Source organism: Pontibacter oryzae, assembly GCF_003576375.1.
GTDB lineage: Bacteria > Bacteroidota > Bacteroidia > Cytophagales > Hymenobacteraceae > Pontibacter > Pontibacter oryzae.
Genome location: NZ_QWGE01000001.1, coordinates 681,229 through 703,074, shown reverse-complemented (window position 1 = coordinate 703,074; position 21,846 = coordinate 681,229). Strand labels below are relative to the sequence as shown.

General features: G+C 48.1%; 14 protein-coding genes. 3 read left to right on the top strand and 11 right to left on the bottom strand.

Going from position 1 to position 21,846, the window contains the following annotated elements:
• Positions 1 to 55: 55 nt before the first annotated feature.
• Complete coding sequence (locus tag D1627_RS02840; RefSeq protein ID WP_119430684.1) at positions 56 to 1,315, bottom strand: competence/damage-inducible protein A; 1,260 nt, start codon at positions 1,313 to 1,315, stop codon at positions 56 to 58.
• Between the two features lie 175 nt (positions 1,316 to 1,490).
• Here D1627_RS02840 and D1627_RS02835 point away from each other — a divergent pair, with 175 nt between their 5' ends.
• The 3 genes from D1627_RS02835 to D1627_RS02825 all read left to right on the top strand — a co-directional run bounded on the left by D1627_RS02835 (position 1,491) and on the right by D1627_RS02825 (position 6,972).
• Positions 1,491 to 2,219, top strand: coding sequence for a DUF4197 domain-containing protein (locus D1627_RS02835; protein WP_119430683.1), 729 nt, complete (start codon positions 1,491 to 1,493; stop codon positions 2,217 to 2,219).
• A gap of 149 nt (positions 2,220 to 2,368) precedes the next feature.
• Positions 2,369 to 3,649, top strand: a complete 1,281-nt coding sequence (locus tag D1627_RS02830) for an erythromycin esterase family protein (RefSeq protein ID WP_119430682.1) — start codon at positions 2,369 to 2,371, stop codon at positions 3,647 to 3,649.
• Positions 3,650 to 4,026: 377 nt separating this feature from the next.
• Positions 4,027 to 6,972, top strand: coding sequence for a ligand-binding sensor domain-containing protein (locus tag D1627_RS02825; protein ID WP_147383187.1), 2,946 nt, complete (start codon positions 4,027 to 4,029; stop codon positions 6,970 to 6,972).
• 94 nt (positions 6,973 to 7,066) lie between these two features.
• On the opposite strand, the gene D1627_RS02820 is transcribed toward D1627_RS02825, so the two are convergent.
• The 10 genes from D1627_RS02820 to D1627_RS02775 form a co-directional block, all read right to left on the bottom strand.
• The gene (locus D1627_RS02820; protein WP_119430680.1) at positions 7,067 to 9,418 is read right to left on the bottom strand and encodes a glycoside hydrolase family 3 N-terminal domain-containing protein; all 2,352 of its coding nucleotides are present in this window, start codon (positions 9,416 to 9,418) and stop codon (positions 7,067 to 7,069) included.
• A 60-nt stretch (positions 9,419 to 9,478) separates the two neighbouring features.
• Positions 9,479 to 10,348, bottom strand: a complete 870-nt coding sequence (locus D1627_RS02815) for a glycoside hydrolase family 16 protein (RefSeq protein ID WP_233555487.1) — start codon at positions 10,346 to 10,348, stop codon at positions 9,479 to 9,481.
• Positions 10,349 to 10,452: 104 nt separating this feature from the next.
• Positions 10,453 to 11,850, bottom strand: a complete 1,398-nt coding sequence (locus D1627_RS02810; protein ID WP_119430678.1) for a PKD domain-containing protein — start codon at positions 11,848 to 11,850, stop codon at positions 10,453 to 10,455.
• A 20-nt stretch (positions 11,851 to 11,870) separates the two neighbouring features.
• Positions 11,871 to 13,367, bottom strand: coding sequence for a RagB/SusD family nutrient uptake outer membrane protein (locus tag D1627_RS02805; protein WP_119430677.1), 1,497 nt, complete (start codon positions 13,365 to 13,367; stop codon positions 11,871 to 11,873).
• A gap of 19 nt (positions 13,368 to 13,386) precedes the next feature.
• The gene (locus D1627_RS02800) at positions 13,387 to 16,530 is read right to left on the bottom strand and encodes a SusC/RagA family TonB-linked outer membrane protein (protein WP_119430676.1); all 3,144 of its coding nucleotides are present in this window, start codon (positions 16,528 to 16,530) and stop codon (positions 13,387 to 13,389) included.
• Between the two features lie 489 nt (positions 16,531 to 17,019).
• Entirely contained in the window at positions 17,020 to 17,985 is a 966-nt protein-coding gene (locus tag D1627_RS02795) for a calcium/sodium antiporter (protein ID WP_119430675.1), read from the bottom strand.
• Between the two features lie 106 nt (positions 17,986 to 18,091).
• A complete protein-coding gene (locus tag D1627_RS02790; RefSeq protein ID WP_119430674.1) occupies positions 18,092 to 18,799 on the bottom strand; it encodes a YebC/PmpR family DNA-binding transcriptional regulator in 708 nt (235 codons plus the stop codon).
• A 168-nt stretch (positions 18,800 to 18,967) separates the two neighbouring features.
• Complete coding sequence (locus D1627_RS02785; protein ID WP_119430673.1) at positions 18,968 to 19,609, bottom strand: ABC transporter ATP-binding protein; 642 nt, start codon at positions 19,607 to 19,609, stop codon at positions 18,968 to 18,970.
• Positions 19,599 to 20,390 carry an acyl-ACP--UDP-N-acetylglucosamine O-acyltransferase gene (gene lpxA, locus D1627_RS02780; protein ID WP_119430672.1) on the bottom strand — a complete coding sequence of 264 codons (792 nt, stop codon included), beginning with the start codon at positions 20,388 to 20,390 and terminating at the stop codon, positions 19,599 to 19,601. The genes D1627_RS02785 and lpxA overlap by 11 nt, the downstream gene beginning before the upstream one ends.
• The gene (locus D1627_RS02775; RefSeq protein WP_119430671.1) at positions 20,387 to 21,781 is read right to left on the bottom strand and encodes a bifunctional UDP-3-O-[3-hydroxymyristoyl] N-acetylglucosamine deacetylase/3-hydroxyacyl-ACP dehydratase; all 1,395 of its coding nucleotides are present in this window, start codon (positions 21,779 to 21,781) and stop codon (positions 20,387 to 20,389) included. The genes lpxA and D1627_RS02775 overlap by 4 nt, the downstream gene beginning before the upstream one ends.
• Positions 21,782 to 21,846 lie beyond the last annotated feature (65 nt).

Here is a 21,846-nt window from a genome sequence, read left to right as displayed (position 1 = left end):
CCCTGTGTCTTGCTGCTTGTGTCTTAAATTCGCAAACAAAGTTAAGGATTTTAGCCTATTCCTCAACCGTTGCGGTTAAACTTTGGCGCACAAGGTTAAGTACGGCCATAGCCGTGTATTCTATATTCAGCAACCTATCTTTATTAAAGTGCAGCAGCTTGGTTATAGTGCGTGTTTTATCGGCATATGCAATCCAGATTGTACCTACGGGTTTCTCCGGAGTACCGCCATCGGGGCCGGCAATGCCGCTGGTGGCCACACCAATATCCGTCCCGAATTTGAGGCGCACATTCTCTGCCATCTCGCGTACGGTAGCCTCGCTTACGGCGCCATACTGTTTTAGGGTTTCAGGGCGTACCTGCAGCTCGCGCACTTTTACCTGGTTGTGATAAGCTATTACGCTGCCCTGATAATAAGCCGAGCTACCGCTTATACTTGTAAGTTTGTGGGCCAGGTAGCCGCCAGTGCAGCTTTCGGCGGTGGCAATGGTCAGGTTGCGCTCATTCAGCAATTCTCCAATGGCCTCTTCCAGCACTACCTCGCCATAGGCAAAAATATAGTTCGGAATAATATCTTGTAACTTATCTATCTCTTGCTGCAGTTCTTTCTCCAATCTGTCCGCCTCCATACTTTGGCCGGTAAGGCGTAGGCGCACGCCACCGAGGTGGGGCAGGTAAGCCAGTTTTAGATGCTCGGGCAGGCTTGTTTCCCATACTTCCAGGCGCTCAGCAAGTATAGATTCGGGAAGGCCCACGGTTTGCACTACTTTATGGATAATGCTTGGCGTCCTGAATTGCTGTTGCAGCCGTGGCAGAACCGTGTCCGTCATCATGCGTTTCATCTCAAAGGGTACGCCCGGCATCGAGACAAAAACTTTTCCATTCTGCTCAAACCACATCCCTGGGGCGGTGCCCAGCACATTGCGAACGGGCGTGCAAGCCTCTGGCAGAAAAGCCTGCTGGCGGTTGAGTTCGGTGATTTCTCTGCCCCGGTTTTTAAAGATTTCGGTTACGTCAGCCAGTGAGGGCTCGTGCAGCTTTAAGGAAGTATGGAAGTAATCGGCCAACACGTGCTTGGTCAGGTCATCCTTGGTAGGGCCCAGGCCGCCGGTCATAATAATAATATCGGCGCGGGTCTGGGCATCGTCCAGGGCTTTAACAATGTGCTCGGCACTGTCAGAAATGGAAGTGATCTGCTTTACACGCACACCAATGCCGGTGAGCTGTGTGCCCATCCAGGCGGAGTTGGTGTCCACTATTTGCCCATAAAGAATCTCGTCGCCGATCGTGATTATCTCAGCAATAACTGCTTTCATATATATTTTGGTCTGATTTATGTTTGGTTAGGTACTAGCTGTTAGATTTGTGTAATCTACCTCAAATATACTGTATGGTAAATGCATCTGTAACAAAGCAGTTATAATCTTGTTTGTAACCGTACTGCTAACGTCTATGGCCTGATGGCTAGATTCTAAGTACTAAATTAACATTATGAAGAAATTACTTTACACCTCTTTTATAGCCGTGGCTTTGGGCGCTTCTGCCTGCACCGTGGCCGATGTGCAACGAACAATGGATGGCGTGCTGGCAGGCACCAACGGCGCTCTTACGCAAAATGAAGTGGCTGCTGGGCTGAAACAGGCATTAGAAGTGGGCATTAGCAACGGTGCAGGCCAGGCATCGCAAACCAATGGTTATTTTGGTAACCCGCTTATCAAAATTCCTTTTCCGGAGGATGTGCAGCGCGTGGAAAATACGCTTCGCCAGGTAGGGTTAGGGAGCCAAGTGGATAAATTTATACTTACCCTGAACCGTGGGGCAGAAGATGCCGCTAAAAGTGCCGTGCCAATCTTCGTGAGCGCCATCAAGCAGATGACCATTCAGGATGCCTGGGCCATACTTCGGGGTGAGAAAGATGCGGCTACCAACTTCCTGAAGCGTACCACGTCGCAGCAACTTTATACAGCCTTCAACCCGATTATGGTGCAGTCGCTGGAAAAAACGAATGCCACGCGCTATTATACAGACATTGTTAACCAGTATAACAAGATTCCGATGGTGCAAAAAGTTAATCCCGATCTGGACGACTACGCTACCCAAAAAGCCATCGACGGTTTATTTAAACTTGTGGCCCAGGAAGAGCTTAAAATCCGTGAAAACCCGTGGGCCCGCACCACAGAGCTATTGCGCAAGGTGTTTGCCCAGCAAAACCAGTCGTAAGCCATTAACAGCCTTTAACATGCCTGAGTGCCCGCTTTACTCATAAGTATAGCGGGCGCTTCTTTTTGTGGAACATAAATACCTCAACAAAAGTACAATACACCAAATTTACGGCTACGGGCAGCAGCATACTTTAGCAGCAGGAAACTATGGCGAACAAACCGTTTCAATATACTCCACTTACCAAAGAAAGAGACCTGGACAACCTGATTCAGGAGATTGGCGATGCCCGCGTAGTAATGCTCGGCGAGGCCTCCCATGGCACCTCCGAATACTATACCTGGCGCACGGCCATTTCCAGGCGCCTGATAGAAGAAAAAGGCTTTACGTTTATTGCCGTGGAAGGCGACTGGCCTGAATGCTATGCCGTGAACCGCCTGATAAAAGGATACCAAAACTCAGGAAACAAGATTGCCGATGTGCTGCAGGTGTACCGCCGCTGGCCAACCTGGATGTGGGCTAACTGGGAAGTGGCCGCCCTTATAGAATGGCTACGCGAGCACAACAACCAGCATAACCCGCGGGAGAAGGCCGGTTTTTACGGATTGGACGTGTACAGCCTGTGGGAGTCGCTGGACCAGATTGTGCGCTACCTGGAACACAATGATGGCCAAGCGGCAGAGGCAGCCAGGCTAGCCATTAATTGCTTCGAGCCTTTTAACCGCGACCCGCAAACCTATGCCCAGGCCACCGCTTTTGTTCCCACTGACTGCGAAAACGAGGTAATAGAAATGCTGCAGCGCGTACAGCAGCACCGCACCTACACCGATGACCCGGAGCAGGATTTTAATACGCAGCAAAATGCTCGGGTGGCAGCCAACGCCGAGCGTTATTACCGGGCCATGATACGGGGTGGGGAAAACTCGTGGAACCTGCGCGACACACACATGATGGAGACCTTGGACCACTTGCTTGAGTTTCATGGGCCAGATGCGAAAGCCATTGTTTGGGAGCACAACACGCACATAGGTGATGCCCGCTATACTGACATGGCCGATAATGGCATGTTCAATATCGGGCAACTGGCCCGCGAGAAGTATGGCCGTGATAATGTGCGCCTTGTAGGTTTTGGTTCGTACCAGGGTACTGTTATAGCAGGCAAATCATGGGGGGCACCCATGCAGAAAATGGATGTGCCGCCAGCCATGAGCGGCAGTTGGGAGGAAATGCTCCACAGCATCAGCACCGACGATAAAATCATACTTTCAAAAGATATCAAGCACCTGCCGGGGTTGCAGGAGCGTATCGGGCATAGGGCCATTGGCGTGGTGTATGACCCAAAGTTTGAGATGTTCGGTAATTATGTGCCAACCGTAATTCCGGATCGCTACGATGCGTTTATCTATTTTGATGAAACAGAGGCCGTGCACCCGCTCCGCATGAAAAGCCGTGGGGCCAAAGAGCCAGACCTGTATCCCTGGAATTATTAGTGTAACAGTACGCACGCAGGATTTCAAACAGACCATACCAGCCGGCTTTGCAAAGAAGCCGGCTATTTTTTTGGTTATGGAGTCCAGTTTTGGCCAGTGCGCTGCCCGAAAGTAAAATGTAGCTTGAGTGTAATATGCCTGCTCAGACTACAGGTGAGCACTGATCTTTGAGATATCGTTTAAATTTGCGAATTTTAAAGTATAATTTGTGCTCAGCAAAACGTGTAACTGCTGGTTTTAAGAGAATGTGGCAGATGCTGACAAAATGCTAACGTCAGCAGAAGTATCCGACATGCACACATACTTTGTTACAGATTAAAGCGATCAGGAAAGTTAATAAAATTTTTAAAATTATACTTTAAGCAGGGGATTGTAGTGTGGGACCCATCGTGATTAAGTTGAATGTATGGCTGCTGGTAATGTACTTACTTTGTGCACCAGTATGGGCACAAGTGAAGAATGAGGGTATTCCGTATATCAAGAACTATACGCACAGCGATTACAAGGCAACGCCCCAGAACTGGGCTATAGTACAGGACCATCGGGGAGTGATGTACTTTGGGAATAGCTATGGCGTGCTTGAGTTTGACGGGAACTACTGGCGTCAGATTCCGCTGGCAAACAAAACAATTGCCCGCTCGCTTGCCGTGGATAAGAAAGGGCGCATTTATGTTGGCGGCCAGGACGACTTCGGTTACCTTAAACCCAATGAGCAGGGCCAGATGAGCTATGTTTCGCTCAAAGATAAAATCGCGCCGAAGTATAGAAGCTTTAATGATGTCTGGAAAATCTATACCTCGGACGATGGGGTGTACTATTGCACAGTAAATACTGTGTACCACTTTCAGAATGGATCTATTAAAGTTTACAAGGCTCCGGCATCTCCCACGGGTTTTCCTTTTCTGGTTCAAAACAAACTTCTGTTGCCTGTACCTTCAAAAGGGATATACACGCTGCAACAAGGCAAATTTGTGTTCATGCAAGGCAGCGAAAAAATGGGCGATCATGTAATCATGTCCATACAGCCTTACAAAAACGGCACGTTCCTGGTTTTTACAGAAGAAGGCGGAATATACGTTTATAACGGCTACAACCATTTTGAGCCGGTAAACTGGGAGGTAATAGACTTCCTGACTAAGAATAAAATCTTTTCGGTAATAAGCCTGCCTGATGCGTATGCCATAGGCACTGTGCACAATGGCTTGCTGATTATAGATAAGGAAGGGATGCCGCGGCAGCACCTAAACAGTGATAAAGGCTTGCAGAACAGCAGTGTGCGCAGCGTTTACCAAGACCAAGCCGGAAACCTCTGGCTTGCGCTAAACAAAGGCATAGACTACGTAGAAACTAATTCTCCTTTCAGCTTATTCAACGCCAAAACCGGTTTGCCGGGCACAGGTTATACTTCTCTGCTGCATGGCGATGTGCTTTACCTGGGCACAAACGATGGCTTATACTACAAAACATGGTCTAATACCGAGAACCCGCTTAAACCGTCTAACTTTAAGCAGGTTGAAAACTCCCAAGGGCAGGTCTATAATCTCCAGAAAATCAACGGTAAGCTTCTGGTTTCGCATCATGACGGGCCTTTTGAACTGGTTAATAATAAAGCTGTAAGGCTATCAGAGCATCGTGGAGTTTGGATGTTCATGCCACTGGCTTCCTACCCTGGTTATATTATATGTGGTACCTACAACGGGCTTTTGCTATACAAATTTGTAGATGGACGGCTGGTTTTTCAGCGCAAAATCAAAGGGTTCGATGAGTCGTCGCGGGTGATAGAGCAAGATGCCGATGGTAACATCTGGATTGCCCACGGTTATAAAGGCATTTATAAACTTAAGCTCTCAGACCAACTGGACAAAGTAAGCGCGATAAGCTTTTATGACAAGCGGGCTGGGTTTCCATCGAACGTGTTCATGAGCGTGTTTAAGATTGACGGCAAACTGGTTTTTACCGGCGAAACTGGCGTGTATACTTACGATAAATCCACAGACCGATTCAAAATACATCCCGAGCTGAACAAGCTATTCGACCAGGGGCAACACATCCGGAAGCTTACCGAAGACAGCGAAGGCAATATCTGGTTCTCTGCCGGAGACGACATAGGCGTGCTTCGGAAAAGAAGCAATGGTAGCTACGAAGTAGAGAAGAGCACTTTTAACAAATTGCAAGGTAAGCTAATCGGCGGCTTTGAGCACATGATGCATTACAACCCGCTAAACATGCTTATAGGTATAGATGATGGATTTGTGCACTATCACCCATCATACCAGGAGACCAGAAGTATAATCAAATCCTTTCCAGTACTGATCAGGAGCGTTACGATTACATCGCAGGCACAGGATTCCCTTTTGTTTGGCGGCGCCTATCAAAAAGGAGGTTTGGCAACGTTGCAGCAGCCCACCTCCGCTATAAGCGAGCTTGATTACAAGCAGAACTCCCTTAAATTCAGCTTTGGGGCTGTCACGTATAGTGATGTCGATAAGGTGCAATACCAATATTATCTGAAAGGCTATGAAAGCGAATGGTCGCCGTGGACTACCTCCTTGCAGAAAGAGTATACCAACCTGCGCGAAGGAGTTTATACGTTTCATGTGCGTGCTAAGAACGTGTATGGCAACCAAAGTGAGGAGGCGGCTTATACGTTTGAGGTGCTACCGCCGTGGTACCGGTCCTGGGTTGCATACATGGCTTATGGTTTGATAACATTGCTGCTCCTGCTTCTCACAAAATATCTGATGGAAAGGCATATTCAAAAGACAAAGATGCGGTTACAGGAAGAGAAAGAAAGAGCGCTAAAACTCAAAGAGGCGCAGCATATGGAGGAAGTGTTGCTGGCTGAAAGAGAGATTATCAGGCTCAATAACGAAAAGCTGGAGAATGAACTCATCCATAAAAACAAAGAGCTTACCAGCTCAGCCGTGCACGTGATGCATAACGTAGAGGCTGTGCATAAGGTGCGGGATCAGCTACAGGAAACCATCGAGAAAATTAAGTGTAAAACCACTCAGAAAGAGCTGAAAAAGCTGCTGAAATCAGTGGAGGAGGAAGTGAAGTTTGAGCAGAATTGGGAGCAGTTTGAGCTACACTTTAACCAGGTGCACCAGGATTTCCTGAAACGCCTGCACGAGGACTATCCAGACCTGACGCACCGCGACCTGAAGCTCTGCGCCTACCTGCGGCTTAACCTCACCAGCAAAGAAATTGCATCGTTGCTAAAACTGTCGCTAAGGGGCGTGGAAACCAGCAGGTATAGAATCCGGAAAAAGATAAACCTGGACCAAGAAGACAACCTCACGGAGTTCATGCTAAACTATTAACGAGCTCGAAAGTATGAATTTCATACTTCTAAAGTATAAAAAAAGGTATGAACGATTTGCTCATACCTTTTTGCATTTACGAAATAGGGTATACTTAATCCAGGAGTGTAAACTTCTGCTTCTGGTCGTTAATTTTAACCTCAAAATCACCAGCTTCTATCGTTTTCTTGCCATCTCTGCTGATATAGGCTAGATCCTCTGGAGACAAGGTGAACGTTACAGTTTTGCTTTCACCTGGCTTGAGAGATATTTTCTCAAAACGGCGCAGGCGCCTCATGTCCGGCGAGATGCCGCTGGCATACAAATCAGAGGTAAATACTTGAACTGTTTCCTTGCCCTCGCGCGTACCGGTGTTTTTTACATCAACCGAAACAGTAAGCTGCTCATTTTTGCCGATCTCAGATTTGCTCAATGTAAGTTTGGAGTATTGGAAGGTAGTATAGCTCAAGCCATGCCCAAATTCATACTGCGGGTTATAGTCGGCTTCGTAGTTGTAAACTCCTGCTACCGTTTGCTGCTCCGCGGATGGTTTGTGTATGTATGGTACCAGCGCATTCGGATAGCGTGGGTAATTATAAGGCAGCTTGCCGGATGGGTTTACATCACCGAAGAGCACATCCGCCAGGGCATCACCTCCAAAATTTCCCGGCTGGTAAATCTGAACCACAGCTTTTACATCTGGCTCGATGCGGCTGATGATGCGTGGCCTGCCTTCGTTGAGCACAAGTATAACTGGTTTGCCTGTGGCGATCAGTTTTTGGGCCAGCTCAGTTTGCAACGCAGACAAGTATAGATCGCTTAGGTTGCCAGGTGTTTCAGTGGATGTATTCTCGCCAAGGCAAAGTATAACTGCGTCTACATTTTTGGCAGCGGCTATGGCCTTGTCCATCTGGTCAGCGCTTTCCTCGTAATACTTTCCGTCCATTTTATAGCTCACGCCTGGCACATACGTTACATTGCGCTCCCCGATTTCCTTCTGAACGGCTTCAAGTATGGTGTTATACTTTTCAGTGAACTCATCTACTTTCTCGCCCTGCCAGGAGTAGGTCCAGGCGCCATTGAGCGTGCGCATGGTGTTGGCATTAGGGCCGGTTACTAAAACTTTAACATTCTTTTTAAGTGGCAGTACATCATTCTGGTTCTTCAGCAGCGTGATAGATTCGGCGGCCATTTGGTAAGATGCCTGCTCAAACTCCTTGCTCCCGAATTTTGGGTAATCTTTTGGGTTAGTGGTTGGCTTTTCGAAGAGGTTGAGAGCATACTTTACGCGTAAAATGCGGCGCACAGCATCGTTTATTCGCTCTTCCTTCACCTTACCTTCTTTCACAAGCTCAACCAGCCCATTGCAAAAGGTCTCATATTGGTAAGGAACCATAGACATATCTATACCAGCATTTATAGCCAGCATAATAGCTTCTTTGTGCGTTGCGGCAATCTTGTCGCGGGTGTGCAGGTACTCAATGTCGCCCCAGTCTGTGACTACCAGGCCTTTAAAGCCCAGTTCCTCTTTGAGCAACTTCGTCAGGATGTCGTGGTTTGAGTGCACAGGCACACCATTAATAATACCAGAACTGATCATGATAGTATGAGACCCTGCATCAACGGCTGCCTTAAAAGAGGGGAGATGATACTCGCGCAACTCGGTTTCGGAAAGGGTGGTTGGGGTGCGGTCTTTTCCGGTAGTTGGCACCTGGTAACCCAAAAAGTGCTTCATGCAAGAGGCTACGTGCTCTGCGTGCCCGATGTCGTTGTTATCGCCTTCGTACCCGTCAATCATTTGCACGCCTAGTTCAGCGGCTAAGTATGGGTCCTCGCCAAACGACTCGAACTGCCTGGAGAAGCGTGGGTCCGGTGCTAAGTCTAGTACAGGAGAGAAATTCCAGGGGATGGAGCTGGCACGGGTCTCGTAAGCGGTAATGGCTGCGCCCCGTTTTACCAGCTCGCGGTTGCGGCTTGCTGCCTGGTTTATCTGCTGCGGAAACATGGTGGCCCCAGCCGTGTACGTTGCGCCATGTATCTCATCTACGCCATAAATCACCGGGATACCTAAACGAGTATCCTTCAACGCTACGTTTTGTATCTGGCTGATGATGCTGTACCATTTTTGGGGTGTAAGCGCTCTGTTGTTGGCGGTGTTTAGCACCGAACCGATTTTATAATCGACAAGGGCCTTTTTTAACTCGCTCTTGTCCAGTTCCAGCGGCTCATAGCTTGTAAAACGGTTTTCGCCCTTTCCAACTACATCTAATGTTATTTGTGCCATCTGGCCCACTTTTTCCTCCAGGGTCATTTTGCTCAGCAAGTCTTCTACTTTCTTGTCGAGAGTTAAGGCACTGGATGCAGTTCGGTCTTTAGATGCTTTTGTTAGGTTGCTTTTTTGAGCCTGGGCAACAGGCAGACAAGCGGCGCTTAAAAACGCTGCGAATGCAATATGTTTAATCTTCATGGTATAAGATGTATATCCTGTGGTTAGCAGTTATAGGGGTAGTGTTTTGGGTGAGGCTGGTTAAGCGTCTTTCATCTTGTAAACACGCACATAATCAACCTCCATAGCTTGCGGAAATACAGATGCATCAACACCCTGGGCCCCTCCCCAGTCTCCGCCAACTGCCAGGTTCAGCAGGATATGAAAGCGCTTATCAAACGGCCACGACGTATAACCTTTTCCTTCGTTGGTAAACTCAAATACAGGCGCACCATCAATATAGCCTCTAACGGCGTAAGGCGTCCAGTCTACGCGGTAGGTATGAAACTCGGAGCTGGCAGTAGGTATAACCTTGCTATTCCCTTTTTGAGTGCCTTTGCTGTGGTTGTAGGCTTCGGTGTGCACTGTAACGTGTATCTTGTTCTGGTCGTAGCCTACATGCTCCATAATATCTATCTCGCCGGATTTAGGCCAGTTGCCGTACGCCCAGTCAGTTGGCAGCATCCAGATGGCTGGCCAGGTTCCTTTGCCGGTAGGCAGTTTTGCCCGTATCTCGAACCTGCCATACAGGAAATCGCCTTTGCCTTTGGATACCAGCCTTGCCGATGTATACTCGCGATTTTCCTTCGTTTCTTTTCGCGCTATAATTGTAAGCTTACCATCTGCCACGCTTGCGTTGCTTGTAAGGTTGGTATAGTATTGCAGTTCGTTGTTGCCCCAGCCGCTGCCTCCAATATCGTAGCCCCATTTGTTTTGGTCCGGTGCTCCGTTATAGTCAAACTCATCTGCCCAGACAGGAGTGCTTTCGAAGGTCCAATTCTGATCGGTTGGAGCCTTGGGCAAAGTGATAACTGGCTTCGGAGAATCGCTGCTTGAGCAGGAGCCACAGGTAAATGCCATGCAGACAAAGTATGGCGTTAATAGTAGTTTATTGATAAGTGTGCGATGCATAGGTAAAAGCGTTTGGGTAATGCTGCAAACTATAAAGCCTGCAAGCAGCGGATTAATAGCGAGCCAGTTGTGTGCATACTGGCTCGCTTATGAATGTTTTTCGTTTACTTAAGAAGCTCGAAGTCATCGAGGAAGAAAATGCCGGGGATAAAGTTGCCTTCGCCACCGATTTGTATCACAAGTCTGTCCAGGTCTTTTCGGCTTCGCACATCGGCTGCACCAAAATCGAAGGTCAGCTCTACCCACTTATCAAGCTGGCTCACCTGCTGTTTTATTTCTACCTGGTTTGCCCATGGCTGTGCTGCCGTGCCATCCTGTAGTTTTACTGATACCTGCTTCAGCAGACGTGGGTCAGCCCAAGATTCGCCGTTGGCTGTGGTGAAATCGTTATAGCTCGGGATAAACACTTTCAGCCTAAATACATGCCGTTCGCGCAGATCCAGTTTGTGGCTGAAATCGGTGAACATATTAGCAAACTCATACGCCTGGCCTTCCTGCTTCACATACATGGCCACTTTGGCAGAGGTGTTGATGGGCACCGGCGCCGGGTTATCGTAGCTCTCGTTCAAGGTTAGGTTTTCCTTCTTCCAGGTGATGTTCCCGTCCACATCGAAGTTATCGTTGATGTCAATTATTTTATAAGGCTTTTCCTGAACCGGCGGCGAAAATCCTTCTGGCACAAGCACATAGTTGCGCACACCAGAGCCACCACAGCATACTTTTCGGATGTGCAGCTTGTTTTCGGAAAGCTCCACTAGCTCATAAACGCCTTCGTTATCGTCCCAGGCAATTGTTTCGCCATTGCTCACGGATAACATGGTCTTGCCCTTTTCCTGATAGATCGTCCAGGTGCTTGGCTTTGCAGTTTGAGGCACACAAACGTTTTCCTGTCCGTCAAGCACACCCCACATCTCGCCGCCGCTTTTGTTTTCAAATGCAAAATCCTTTAGCTTAAAAGTATACTTGTCGTCTTTCATACAATCATTTTGTTCAGCCAAGGTCTGTGACCACCATGACGAAGGAGCAGTAGGAGGGCCACCGAAATTCATAGGCCCTACCGGATCAAATACCCAGGTTTTCCCGTTTGGCTTGTCGGTACCACCCGTCAGGAAGTTATAATCCTCCCTGTTTAGCATGCTAAAATCAGTTTTATCGATACGTATGGTTTTTGTGCTGGACGCGTAGCCACCGTTGGTAAACACGGTTAGTTTCACGGTATAGTCGCCTTCCACAGCAAAAGAGCTTTCTACTTGCTCGCCCTCGGCAGTGGCGCCGTTGCCAAAGTCCCAGATAGCTTTAAAAGCGCCCGGAGTTTCGTTCTTAAACGTGATGATGTTGGCATTTCCAGTGGTTGGAGTAGCGGAGAAGGCTACCATGTCGGAGCTAGGGGCCGGCCCTAATTCTTTATCTTGGTCATCTGGCGAGCAGGCAGCAATAAAACAGCTGATCAAAGCTATTGCCAGGTAAGAAAGTATATTTGGAGTATGTTTTATCATTTTCATGATCCGTTCTTTTATATGGATTAATAACCTGGATTTTGCTTTAGAACGCCGTTTGTTATATCAACTTCCTCTTGCGGGATCGGCAGCACCTCGTGCTTGTTAGGCTGGAAGCCCAAGGGGCCCAGAACAGCGGCAGCCCGATCGGTGCGCACCAAGTCAAAGAAACGATGCCCTTCGGTAGCGAGCTCTAGCCTGCGCTCTTTGTATATATTATCAAGCGTGGCAGCCACAGGAGCAAGGCCAACGCGAGCACGCACGGCGTTCAGCAGGGATGCGGCACGGTTCAGGTCGCCGCCGCTGCGCAGCAGTGCCTCTGCCTCTAACAGGTACGTGTCTGCCAATCGGATTTCAATCTCGTTGATCGGCCAGTTTAGCTCAGGCGTGCCTACCGTAGAGCGATAAGCGGCTACAGGGGCATACTTACGGATGAAGTAATCCGTGTTTTGATAACGGGCATTGTAGTTTGCACCCTCCGCTTTCAGCTTCTTGCCATCGATGATGGTATGCTCAAAGCGCGGATCACCGGTGAGTGCGGCTGCCAGGTCCGGAGAAACAGGCGCAAAACCCCAGCCTCCTGCAAAGGTAGGGCCATTGTAATCGGCTGGGCCTACAAACTGTGGCGCCACGTTGCCTTCTCCGCCATTTACCCATCCCCAGTCGCCCCAGGCTGCTTTGTTAGAGTGAGGTATTTCCAGGATAGACTCTGAGTTATACTGGTTATCCGGGCGGAAAATATCAGCGAAGTTTTGCTGAAGGGCGTAAATGCCTGAGGTATTCACCTCGTTGAAAAGCTGTGCAGCCTCGGCCATTCTGGCGTTGTTGTTCTGCCACATAATTACTTTACCAAGTATGGCTGTAACCGCATATTTAGATAGCCTGCCTTTTTCGCCTGTTGGGATAGTCGCTGGTAAAACGGCTTTAGCTTCGTTCAGGTCTTTTTCGATCTGAGTATAAACAGCTTCTGGGCTAGCCTGCCTTTGCGTGTACAGGTCTGCTATCGGGATTGGCTCTGTTATTAAGGGGATGTTTCCGAACAAGCGCACCAGATCGAAGTAAAAGTATGCTCGCAGCGCCTTGGCTTCTGCAGTTATTCTGGCTTTTATAGGTTCGCTCAGGTCTGGCACTTGATCTATCTTTGAAAGAAGAAGATTTGCGCGGTAGATGCCAGAGTAATTCTTTTGCCAGAACCCCTTGGATGGAGATACATAAGAATCCAGGGTGAAATTATCCCAGGCCACCCAGCTTGGTTGGTCAGATGCATCGCTGCCGCCGGCAAAAGCCTCGTCAGAAGCCACTGTAAGCAAAGGCTGCTTCATGGTGTAACCACCGCTGTTGCCCCATTGCATAACGTCGTAGGTAGCAACCAGCGCCTGGAAAAGCTGCTCTTCGTTTTGGTAAAAATTGCCTTCCAGTTGTGTTCCCTTGGGCTGCAGCTCCAGGAAGTCTTTGTCGCAGGCGCTGAATACGGTAAGGCCTGCAGCAAATAAAGTTGAATATGCTATATATCTAAGTCTCATAATTGATTCTCTTAACTGATTAAAAGCCAATGTTTACGCCTGCCATGTATGAGCGAGCCTGCGGGTAAATACCACGGTCCACGCCAAAGCTGCCCCCGCCAATCTCAGGGTCGTATCCGGTGTAGTTAGTGAAGGTTACCAAGTTATTTCCGGTTACATATACACGCAGTTTACTGAGGCCAATTTTGCTGATAAGGTTTTCTGGTAAGGAATAGCCTGCCTGTATTACCTTTATTCTAAAGTATGAACCGTCCTTCACATAGAAGTCCGAGCTGCTGCTGAAGTTCTTGTTAACATCGTTGAAGGAAAGTCTTGGGAACTCGTTGGTGCTGCCTTCGCCAGTCCAGCGGCTTAGTGCCTCAGTTGTCCAGTTAGCGCCTTGCAGGTCGTAGCGGCGAATTGCCTGGAACACGTCGTTGCCGGCAACACCCTGGCCAAATACCAGTAAGTCGAAGTTTCTCCATTTTGCAGAAGCCGTGAAGCCGTAGGTCCAGTCTGGAGTTGGGTCACCGATCATGGTGCGGTCATCGTTGTTGATGATGCCGTCGCCGTTTACGTCTACTCTTCTGAAATCTCCTGGAAGTGCATTGGGTTGCAGTAACTGCCCATCGCTGTTTTTATAGTTTGCTACTTCTTCCTCGTTCTGGAAAATACCATCATTCTTCAGGCCGTAGAGGAAGCCTACCGGTTTGCCAACCTCAATGCGTGTAATCACCTCACCAGAAGGCCCAAAAGTCTGCCTGTTAATGAATGTTTTATCACCGCCTAAGTATGTTACTTCGTTTTCTAAGTATGAAGCGTTCCCGCCCAGGCTTATGTCGAACTCACCAAGGGTTTTGTTATAGCCAAGCTCAATCTCAAAACCCCTGTTCTCCATATCTGCTATGTTACCAACCGGGCCAATGTTACCCACGTACCACGGAATGGTAATGTCAAGGAGCATATCAGATGTTTTTTTCTTGTAATATTCAGCTGTTAGGCTGAAATCACTAAAGATCGTTGACTCAAATCCAATGTTTAACTGCGATGTTTCCTCCCAGCGTAAATCAGGGTTTGACAATGCATTTGGACTAACCCCGTTAATTAATTCTGCATTTGGCCCAAATCCAATAGTATAGTTACGGCCGCCGCCCACAGTAGCCAGGTATCTGAATGAACCTATCTGGTTGTTACCTACCACACCATAAGAGCCTCTGACTTTAAGGAAGTTCACAATGTCATTCTGAGGGAAGAAGTTTTCGCGTGAGGCAACCCAACCCACAGACACTGATGGGAATACACCATACTTATTGTTTGGGCCAAATCTTGAGGAGCCGTCGCGGCGCACAATACCAGTTAGCAGGTACCTTTCATCGTAGTTATAATTTACCCTGCCGAAAAGCGAGGAGAGCGTGTTTTCATACTCCCCACCCCAGAAAAACTGATTCTCGGTTGATACAGGAAAAGCTAATGATGCATCATCCAAATGTGCAACAGGAATTCCGGATTTTGTGCCTCCCTGTGTTTCTCCGCTGTTTTTCTGCGCAGACGTACCCACTAGTATTGTTCCGTTATGTTTGCCAAAGGTACGCGTGTAAGAAGCTGTGTTCTCCCACAACCAGTTTAAGCCCCTGTTGCTGTTGCGCGTATAATCATTAAGGGTATTGTTGTTTGTCGTGTTCAGGTAGAAAACAGGAGAAAAGCTATGGTCGCCCCAAAAAGCCAGGTCCACGCCAATAGTAGATCTCAGTTTAAACCCGCTCAACGGCTCAATTTCGGCATATGCGTTACCTACAACTTTATCGGACCAACCTCTTCGCTGGTCTACAAGCAAAGCGGCAATTGGGTTTAATATCTCCGAAGAGATATACTGCGAAATACCATATGGCCTGCCTTGAGCATCCCTCACCACTGGTTGATCTGCGTATGGGCTGGCATTTAGCCTACTAGGATCTGTCTCGATAAGTGGTGTGAGCGGATCCATGTTTATGGCACGTGTAAGCGGTGCACCCCACTCACTGTTTGGCTCAATTCCTACTGCCGATATGCGCGTATACCCAATATTGTTTCCGAAGGTGATGGCATCGGTTATGTTATGGTTTGAGTTAAAACGGGCTGTAAATCGCTTGTACTGCGAGTTCTCAGGTGCCACAATGCCTTCTTGGTCAAAATAGCCGAAAGAAGAGTAGAACGTAGATTTCTCACCGCCGCCTGATAAACTAAGTTCATGATTTTGTATGGGGGAGTTATCGCTAAAGACTGCATCCTGCCAATTTGTACCTTCCCCTAACTCCTGCGGGTTCGGAAACCGGATGGTTCCGCCACCTGCAACGCTAGCTTCGTTATACAGTGTGGCGTATTCGCGTGCGTTTAACAGATCAAGCTTACGCCATGGGCCCTGCACACCATAGTAGCCGTTATAGTTTACTTGCATTTTGCCGCTTGCGCCTTTCTTGGTAGAAACTATGATGACCCCGTTTGCGGCACGCGCACCATATATAGCAGCCGATGCCGCGTCTTTCAGCACTTCAATAGAAGCTATATCGGCTTGGTTCAGGTAATCTATGCCACCCTCAATTGGCACGCCGTCAACCACGTAAAGTGGATCGCTGTTATTGATCGTAGTGGTACCGCGTACCCGTACAGTAGCTGCTGCTCCCGGTTGTCCAGAGCTGGATGTGATGGTTAGGCCGGAAGCTCTGCCCTGTAGTGCCTGCTCAACACGGGTTATGGGCATATTGTCTAGGTCTGAGGCTTTCACGCTGGAAATAGCGCCCGTAACCACGCTTTTTTTCTGCTCTCCGTAACCCACAACCACTACTTCTTCGAGTGCTTTTGCATCCGGCTTAAGAGAGATACTTATGGTGGAACGGCCATTAATTTGTACTTCTTGCGAGAGGTAGCCTATAAATGAAAAGATTAAACTGCCGTTGCCGTCCGATACTGGTAAGGAGTACTTACCCATTACATCGGTGGTTGTTCCTTTGGTTGTGCCTTTAAGTACTACAGTTACTCCCGGTAATCCAGTACCGTTTTCATCGGTTACTGTTCCTGTTACAGAAGCTGTCTGCACTTTTTCCTGAGGCAGGTAACGCCGATTGCCAGGGCTAACTGCTTGTGCAGTTGTATGCAGGCATGCAGTCAGGGTAAGGTAGCCCAATACTGTGTATAAATGTTTCTTCATGGGTTATTATATTAGGTGAGCTTGGGTTTACTCTTGTTCGTGATTAATCAATTACTGAATTAGGTGCAGAGTTCCTGATGAAAATGTTACATACCTCACTTTGGCTAACTACTGTAAGATTTAATTGCCTTACTAGTATGTGGGGTTAATGTTATATAGAAATTAAGGGAAACCAAAAGAAGTATCTACAGCTTAACTACTTAAGCACTACGTCATGACTACTACAAATATTAATTATTGCTTTTAAATGGCTGATAGTAAGATTTTTGTGGTTTGTTGGTGGAAAATCTCTATGTATAGAGGCCGAGAGGTTTATTTGCAAAAGGTAGAAGATTGAAGTATCAAATGTCATAACTTAACGATACAGGTAGTTCTTGCGAAAGCAGAAAATGCCTAACTAATATTGGCTAATTGCAAGCAAATAGCTTCAGCAAATAATGATAAACAAGCAGGAAGGGAATTAGATTATTAAGAAAAGTGAGTATTTGCTTACCCACGCATAACCAAGTATGTTATATAGCTAAAGTATGTTGCCAGAAAGAAGATACCATTCCAGCGGTCGATGGCGTTGCGCTTACCAAAAGGCATGGCAAGTATAAGCATAGTGCTGGCCAATATCATCATGATAATGTCTGAATTATTGACCACATCAAAAGGCAGTGGGTTTATCAGGGCGCTAATGCCCAGGATCCAAAGCAGGTTGAAAATATTAGAGCCAACCACGTTGCCTACTGCAATATCAATATTACGGCGATAGGCAGCCATAGCCGAGGTAACCAGCTCAGGCAACGATGTACCGATGGCCACTACGGTTAGACCAATAAAAGACTCACTAAGCCCCAGCGATTGAGCCATGCCTACAGCGCCGTCAACAACCCACTTTCCGCCCAGGAAAAGGCCAATAGCGCCTAATGCAATATACACCATGGATTTGCCGATTGGCATCAGAGGCATGTCATCGGTATGTGGCAATACCTCATCCTTGTTGGTTTTTGCTATGTTATAGATGTATACCATAAACAGCAAGAAGAAGAATAGCAGAATCCCGCCATCTAGGCGACTGATGTATAATTCTGTACGGTTATCAATCAGAGTAGCGTTGGCCAAAAAACCTACCAGCAAAGTTGCTATAAGTGAGAAAGGAATCTCAGTAAGTATAGTATTACGCTTGATGGGCAGCGGGCATATAAGCGCTGTTACACCAAGTATAAGCAGCAGGTTGGCCACATTGCTGCCGAAAACGTTGCCAATGGCCAACTCCGACTGCCCCTGCATACTGGAAAGTATGTTAATAATTAGTTCTGGCAAGGATGTTCCGAAAGAAACGATTGTCAGGCCGACAACCATATCTGGCAAACCATACCGTTTGGCGATAGAGGAGGAGCCGTCAACCAACAGGTCTGCACCTTTAATCAGCATTACAAAGCCTATCGCAAAAAGTATGTAGAGGAGCATGTAAAGGAGTTTTTGGGTGGTTACTGTTGGTTACGCGTAATTAAAAAAAGATGGCTGCCCTAAGCTTGAACTTTGAGCAGCCATAGCTATGTATGCCTATAAGTGGTTAGGCCATGTTGTGGTATACAGCCTGCACGTCATCGTCTTCTTCGAAGCGCTCGATAAGGCCAAGCACTTCTTCTTCCTGCTCTTCGGTCAGTTCGGTGCGAGTTGTAGGGATGCGTTGAACCTCTCCCGTGATTACTTCAAGCCCTAGTTCTTCGAGTCCTTTCTGCATGTTACCGAACTCAGTAAACGGCGTTTCGATGATGATTTCGCCTTCGTGCTCATAAATGTCCTCAGCACCGAAGTCAATCAGTTCCAGCTCCAGCTCCTCCAGGTTTTTGCCCTCTGCAGAAATCTTGAAAATGCCTTTGCGGTCAAACATAAAATCGAGGGAGCCGGTTTTGCCCAGTGATCCGCCGCCTTTAGAGAAGTGCATGCGCACATTCGCCACGGTACGGTTCAGGTTGTCAGTGGCGCACTCTACCACTACGGCAATGCCATGCGGCGCATAGCCTTCGTATACTACTTCTTCGTAATCTTTCTCCTCTTTAGAGGAAGCTCTCTTTATGGCAGCCTCAATGCGGTCTTTCGGCATGTTAACGCCTTTTGCGTTTTGAATGGCCGCACGCAGGCGTGAGTTTGTTTCAGGGTTGGGGCCGCTTTCTTTCACGGCCATAGCTATCTCTTTGCCAAGGCGTGTAAAGGCCTTCGACATTTTATCCCAGCGTTTAAATTTACGGGCTTTTCTGAATTCAAATGCGCGTCCCATAGTATGCTTTTGGTGTGATTACAAAGTTAGGCAGCCAAAACGAAATTTGGTAGCCGTTTGTGGCTAAATTATAGAATTGTTACCAGCTTCTTGTAGCCTGCCCGATGTATAGCTGTGCCAAGTAAGTATACAAATACCTAACATTTAGCATTAGCAACAAGCAATTTATTACGGCTTTCGCTTATCCAAGTTTACGTGGTAATCAGATATGCGCAGTTGCTGGTCGCAGAAACTATACTCGTGTTGGATGTTGGACCCGACTATGATCAGGCGGCCTTCCCGGTTTTGAGCAATGTGCTCCTGATACCAGGCAACGCCTTCCTGGTCCAGGTTGGTGGTTGGCTCATCAAGCAGCAGCATGCCGCTGTCGGAGTAAATGGCTAAGGCTAGTTTCAGGCGCTGCTTCATACCCGATGAGAAGTCCTTTACATACTTGTGTTTTGACTTCTGCAGACCCATGCGGTCCACGAGATCCAAGTTGCTTAAACTGTGGCGCAATGGCTTAAAGCGGGTATGGAAGTCGAGCATTTCTAGCAGCGTAAACTCTTCCACAAGCTCCAAATAGGGGGCAGTTAGCGAGAGGTGGCGGTAGGCATGGTCCGGGGCAATGGTTTTGCCAGACGCAAGGTATGACAGCTCGCCCTCGCTGGCCAGGTTATGCCCGGCTAAAATAGTAAGAAGAGTGGATTTACCGGAGCCGTTATGCCCAAGTATGGCATAAGCGGTGCCTGACTCAAAGGTATAAGTCAGGTTCCGGAAAATCCACTCGTAATTATAACGTTTACCTAAACCCGTTAGGTTAATTTGCATCTTTCGCGAAATAGCCTTTAATGATACCGCGGCCAGAGTTGCGCACAAAATTAATGATGTCGTCACGCTCACGGCTCGGCGACAGCTCAACCTCAATCTTATCGAGTGCCTGGCTGTTATTAAGGCCATTCATAAACAGCAGGCGGTATACATGCTGAATATCGTTAATCTGCTCGCTCACATAGCCTCTGCGGCGCAACCCAATAGAGTTTATGCCTGCATAAGAGAGTGGCTCACGGGCAGCCTTCACAAACGGAGGCACGTCTTTCAGCACCAATGAACCGCCCGAGATAAAGGAGTGCGACCCGATTTTAACGAACTGATGAATGGCACTAGTAGCACTGATGATGGCAAAATCGCCAACCTCCACGTGTCCGGCCATCTGCACCGAGTTACCAATAATGCAGTTGTCTCCAACCATGCAATCATGGGCAACGTGGGCGTATGCCATTACAAGGCAATTCTGGCCCACAGAGGTCTTCATCTTATCAATAGTGCCGCGGCTAACGGTTACATACTCACGGATTACAGTATTGTCTCCGATGTGCGCTGTAGTCACCTCGCCGGCAAATTTTAAATCCTGCGGAATAGAAGAGATCACTGCGCCAGGGAAAATCTTGCAATTCTTTCCGATGCGGGCGCCTTCCATAATCACAGCGTTGGAACCGATCCAGGTACCTTCGCCGATCTCTACATTTTTGTGGATCGTGGCAAATGGCTCAATTACAACATTTTGCGCGATTTTAGCCTCTGGATGTACGTATGCTAATGGCTGATTCATGCGTCTTTCTTTACTATACTTGCCGACATTTCTGCTTCCATTACCAGTTGGCCGGCTACAAAAGCCTGACCGCTCATTTTGGCAATACCGCGCTTTATGGGAGCCAGCAGTTCACATTTAAAAATTATAGTGTCGCCCGGAACTACCTTACGCTTAAAGCGGCACTTATCAATGCCCAGGAAGTAAGTCCAGTAATCTTCGGGGTTCTCCACAGTGTTTAACACCAGGATGCCGCCCGTCTGAGCCATTGCCTCAATCTGGATCACGCCAGGCAGCACGGGGTTGCCCGGGAAGTGGCCCTGAAAGAAAGGCTCATTCATGGTTATATTCTTAACGCCGGTTACCGTCGTTTCGTCTAAATGGATGATTTTATCAATCAGCAGGAATGGATACCGATGCGGCAATGTAGCAGCAATCTGGTTAATATCCATCACCGGCTTCTTCTTAGGGTCGTAAGTAGGCACGTTCTTGATGGTCGCTTCATGGATCATCTTCTTTACCTTTTTGGCAAAGGCAACGTTTGCGGCATGGCCTGGTCTGGCTGCCAGAATCTGCCCTTTAATCGGGCGCCCGATCAGAGCCAGGTCACCTAGCATATCAAGCAGCTTGTGGCGCGCAGGTTCGTTTTTATAACGCAGCTCGGTATTGTTCAGAATGCCTTCCTCTTTTACCGCTACCTTTGGCTTTTTTAGGAGCTCAGAGAGTTGCGTTAGTTCTTCTTCCTGCACCACACGGTCCACAATCACAATCGCGTTATCCAGGTCACCGCCCTTAATCAAATTTTGCTTGAAGAGGATCTCCAACTCATGCAAAAACACAAACGTGCGGCATGGGGCAATCTCTTTTTCGAATTGGTTCAGGTCAGTGATGGAGGCATGCTGGCTACCCAGCACCGGCGAGTTGTAGTCTACCATTACCGTCAGGCGGTAATCATCCAGGGGCAGGGCCGCTATCTCAACGCCACGAGCCTCATCTTTGTAGCTGATGCCCTGTGTGATCTCGAAGTAGTTGCGCAGCGCATTCTGCTCCTGAAGGCCAGCTTCCTGCAAGGCGTTTACGAACTCGATAGACGAGCCATCCATGATCGGGGGCTCCGGGCCATCCAGCTCAATAAGTACATTGTCTATCTGCAAGCCAACAAGGGCGGCCAGGGTGTGTTCCACGGTGTTTACGCGGGCACCGTTCTGCTCAAGCGTTGTGCCACGCGACAGGTCCACCACATTATCCACGTCAGCGTTTACAATTGGCTGGCCTGGCATGTCTATGCGCTGGAACTTGTAGCCATGGTTGATAGGCGCGGGCTTGAACGTCATGTTCGAGACCACGCCAGTATGCAACCCAACCCCCGATACCGTTACCGGAGCTTTAATGGTGTGCTGTTTATCGTTCATTCACGTATCTGTAGTCGTGTTAAGTGCTTGTCTTTTAGTAACAAGTGCGGCTGCAAACAAGCGGC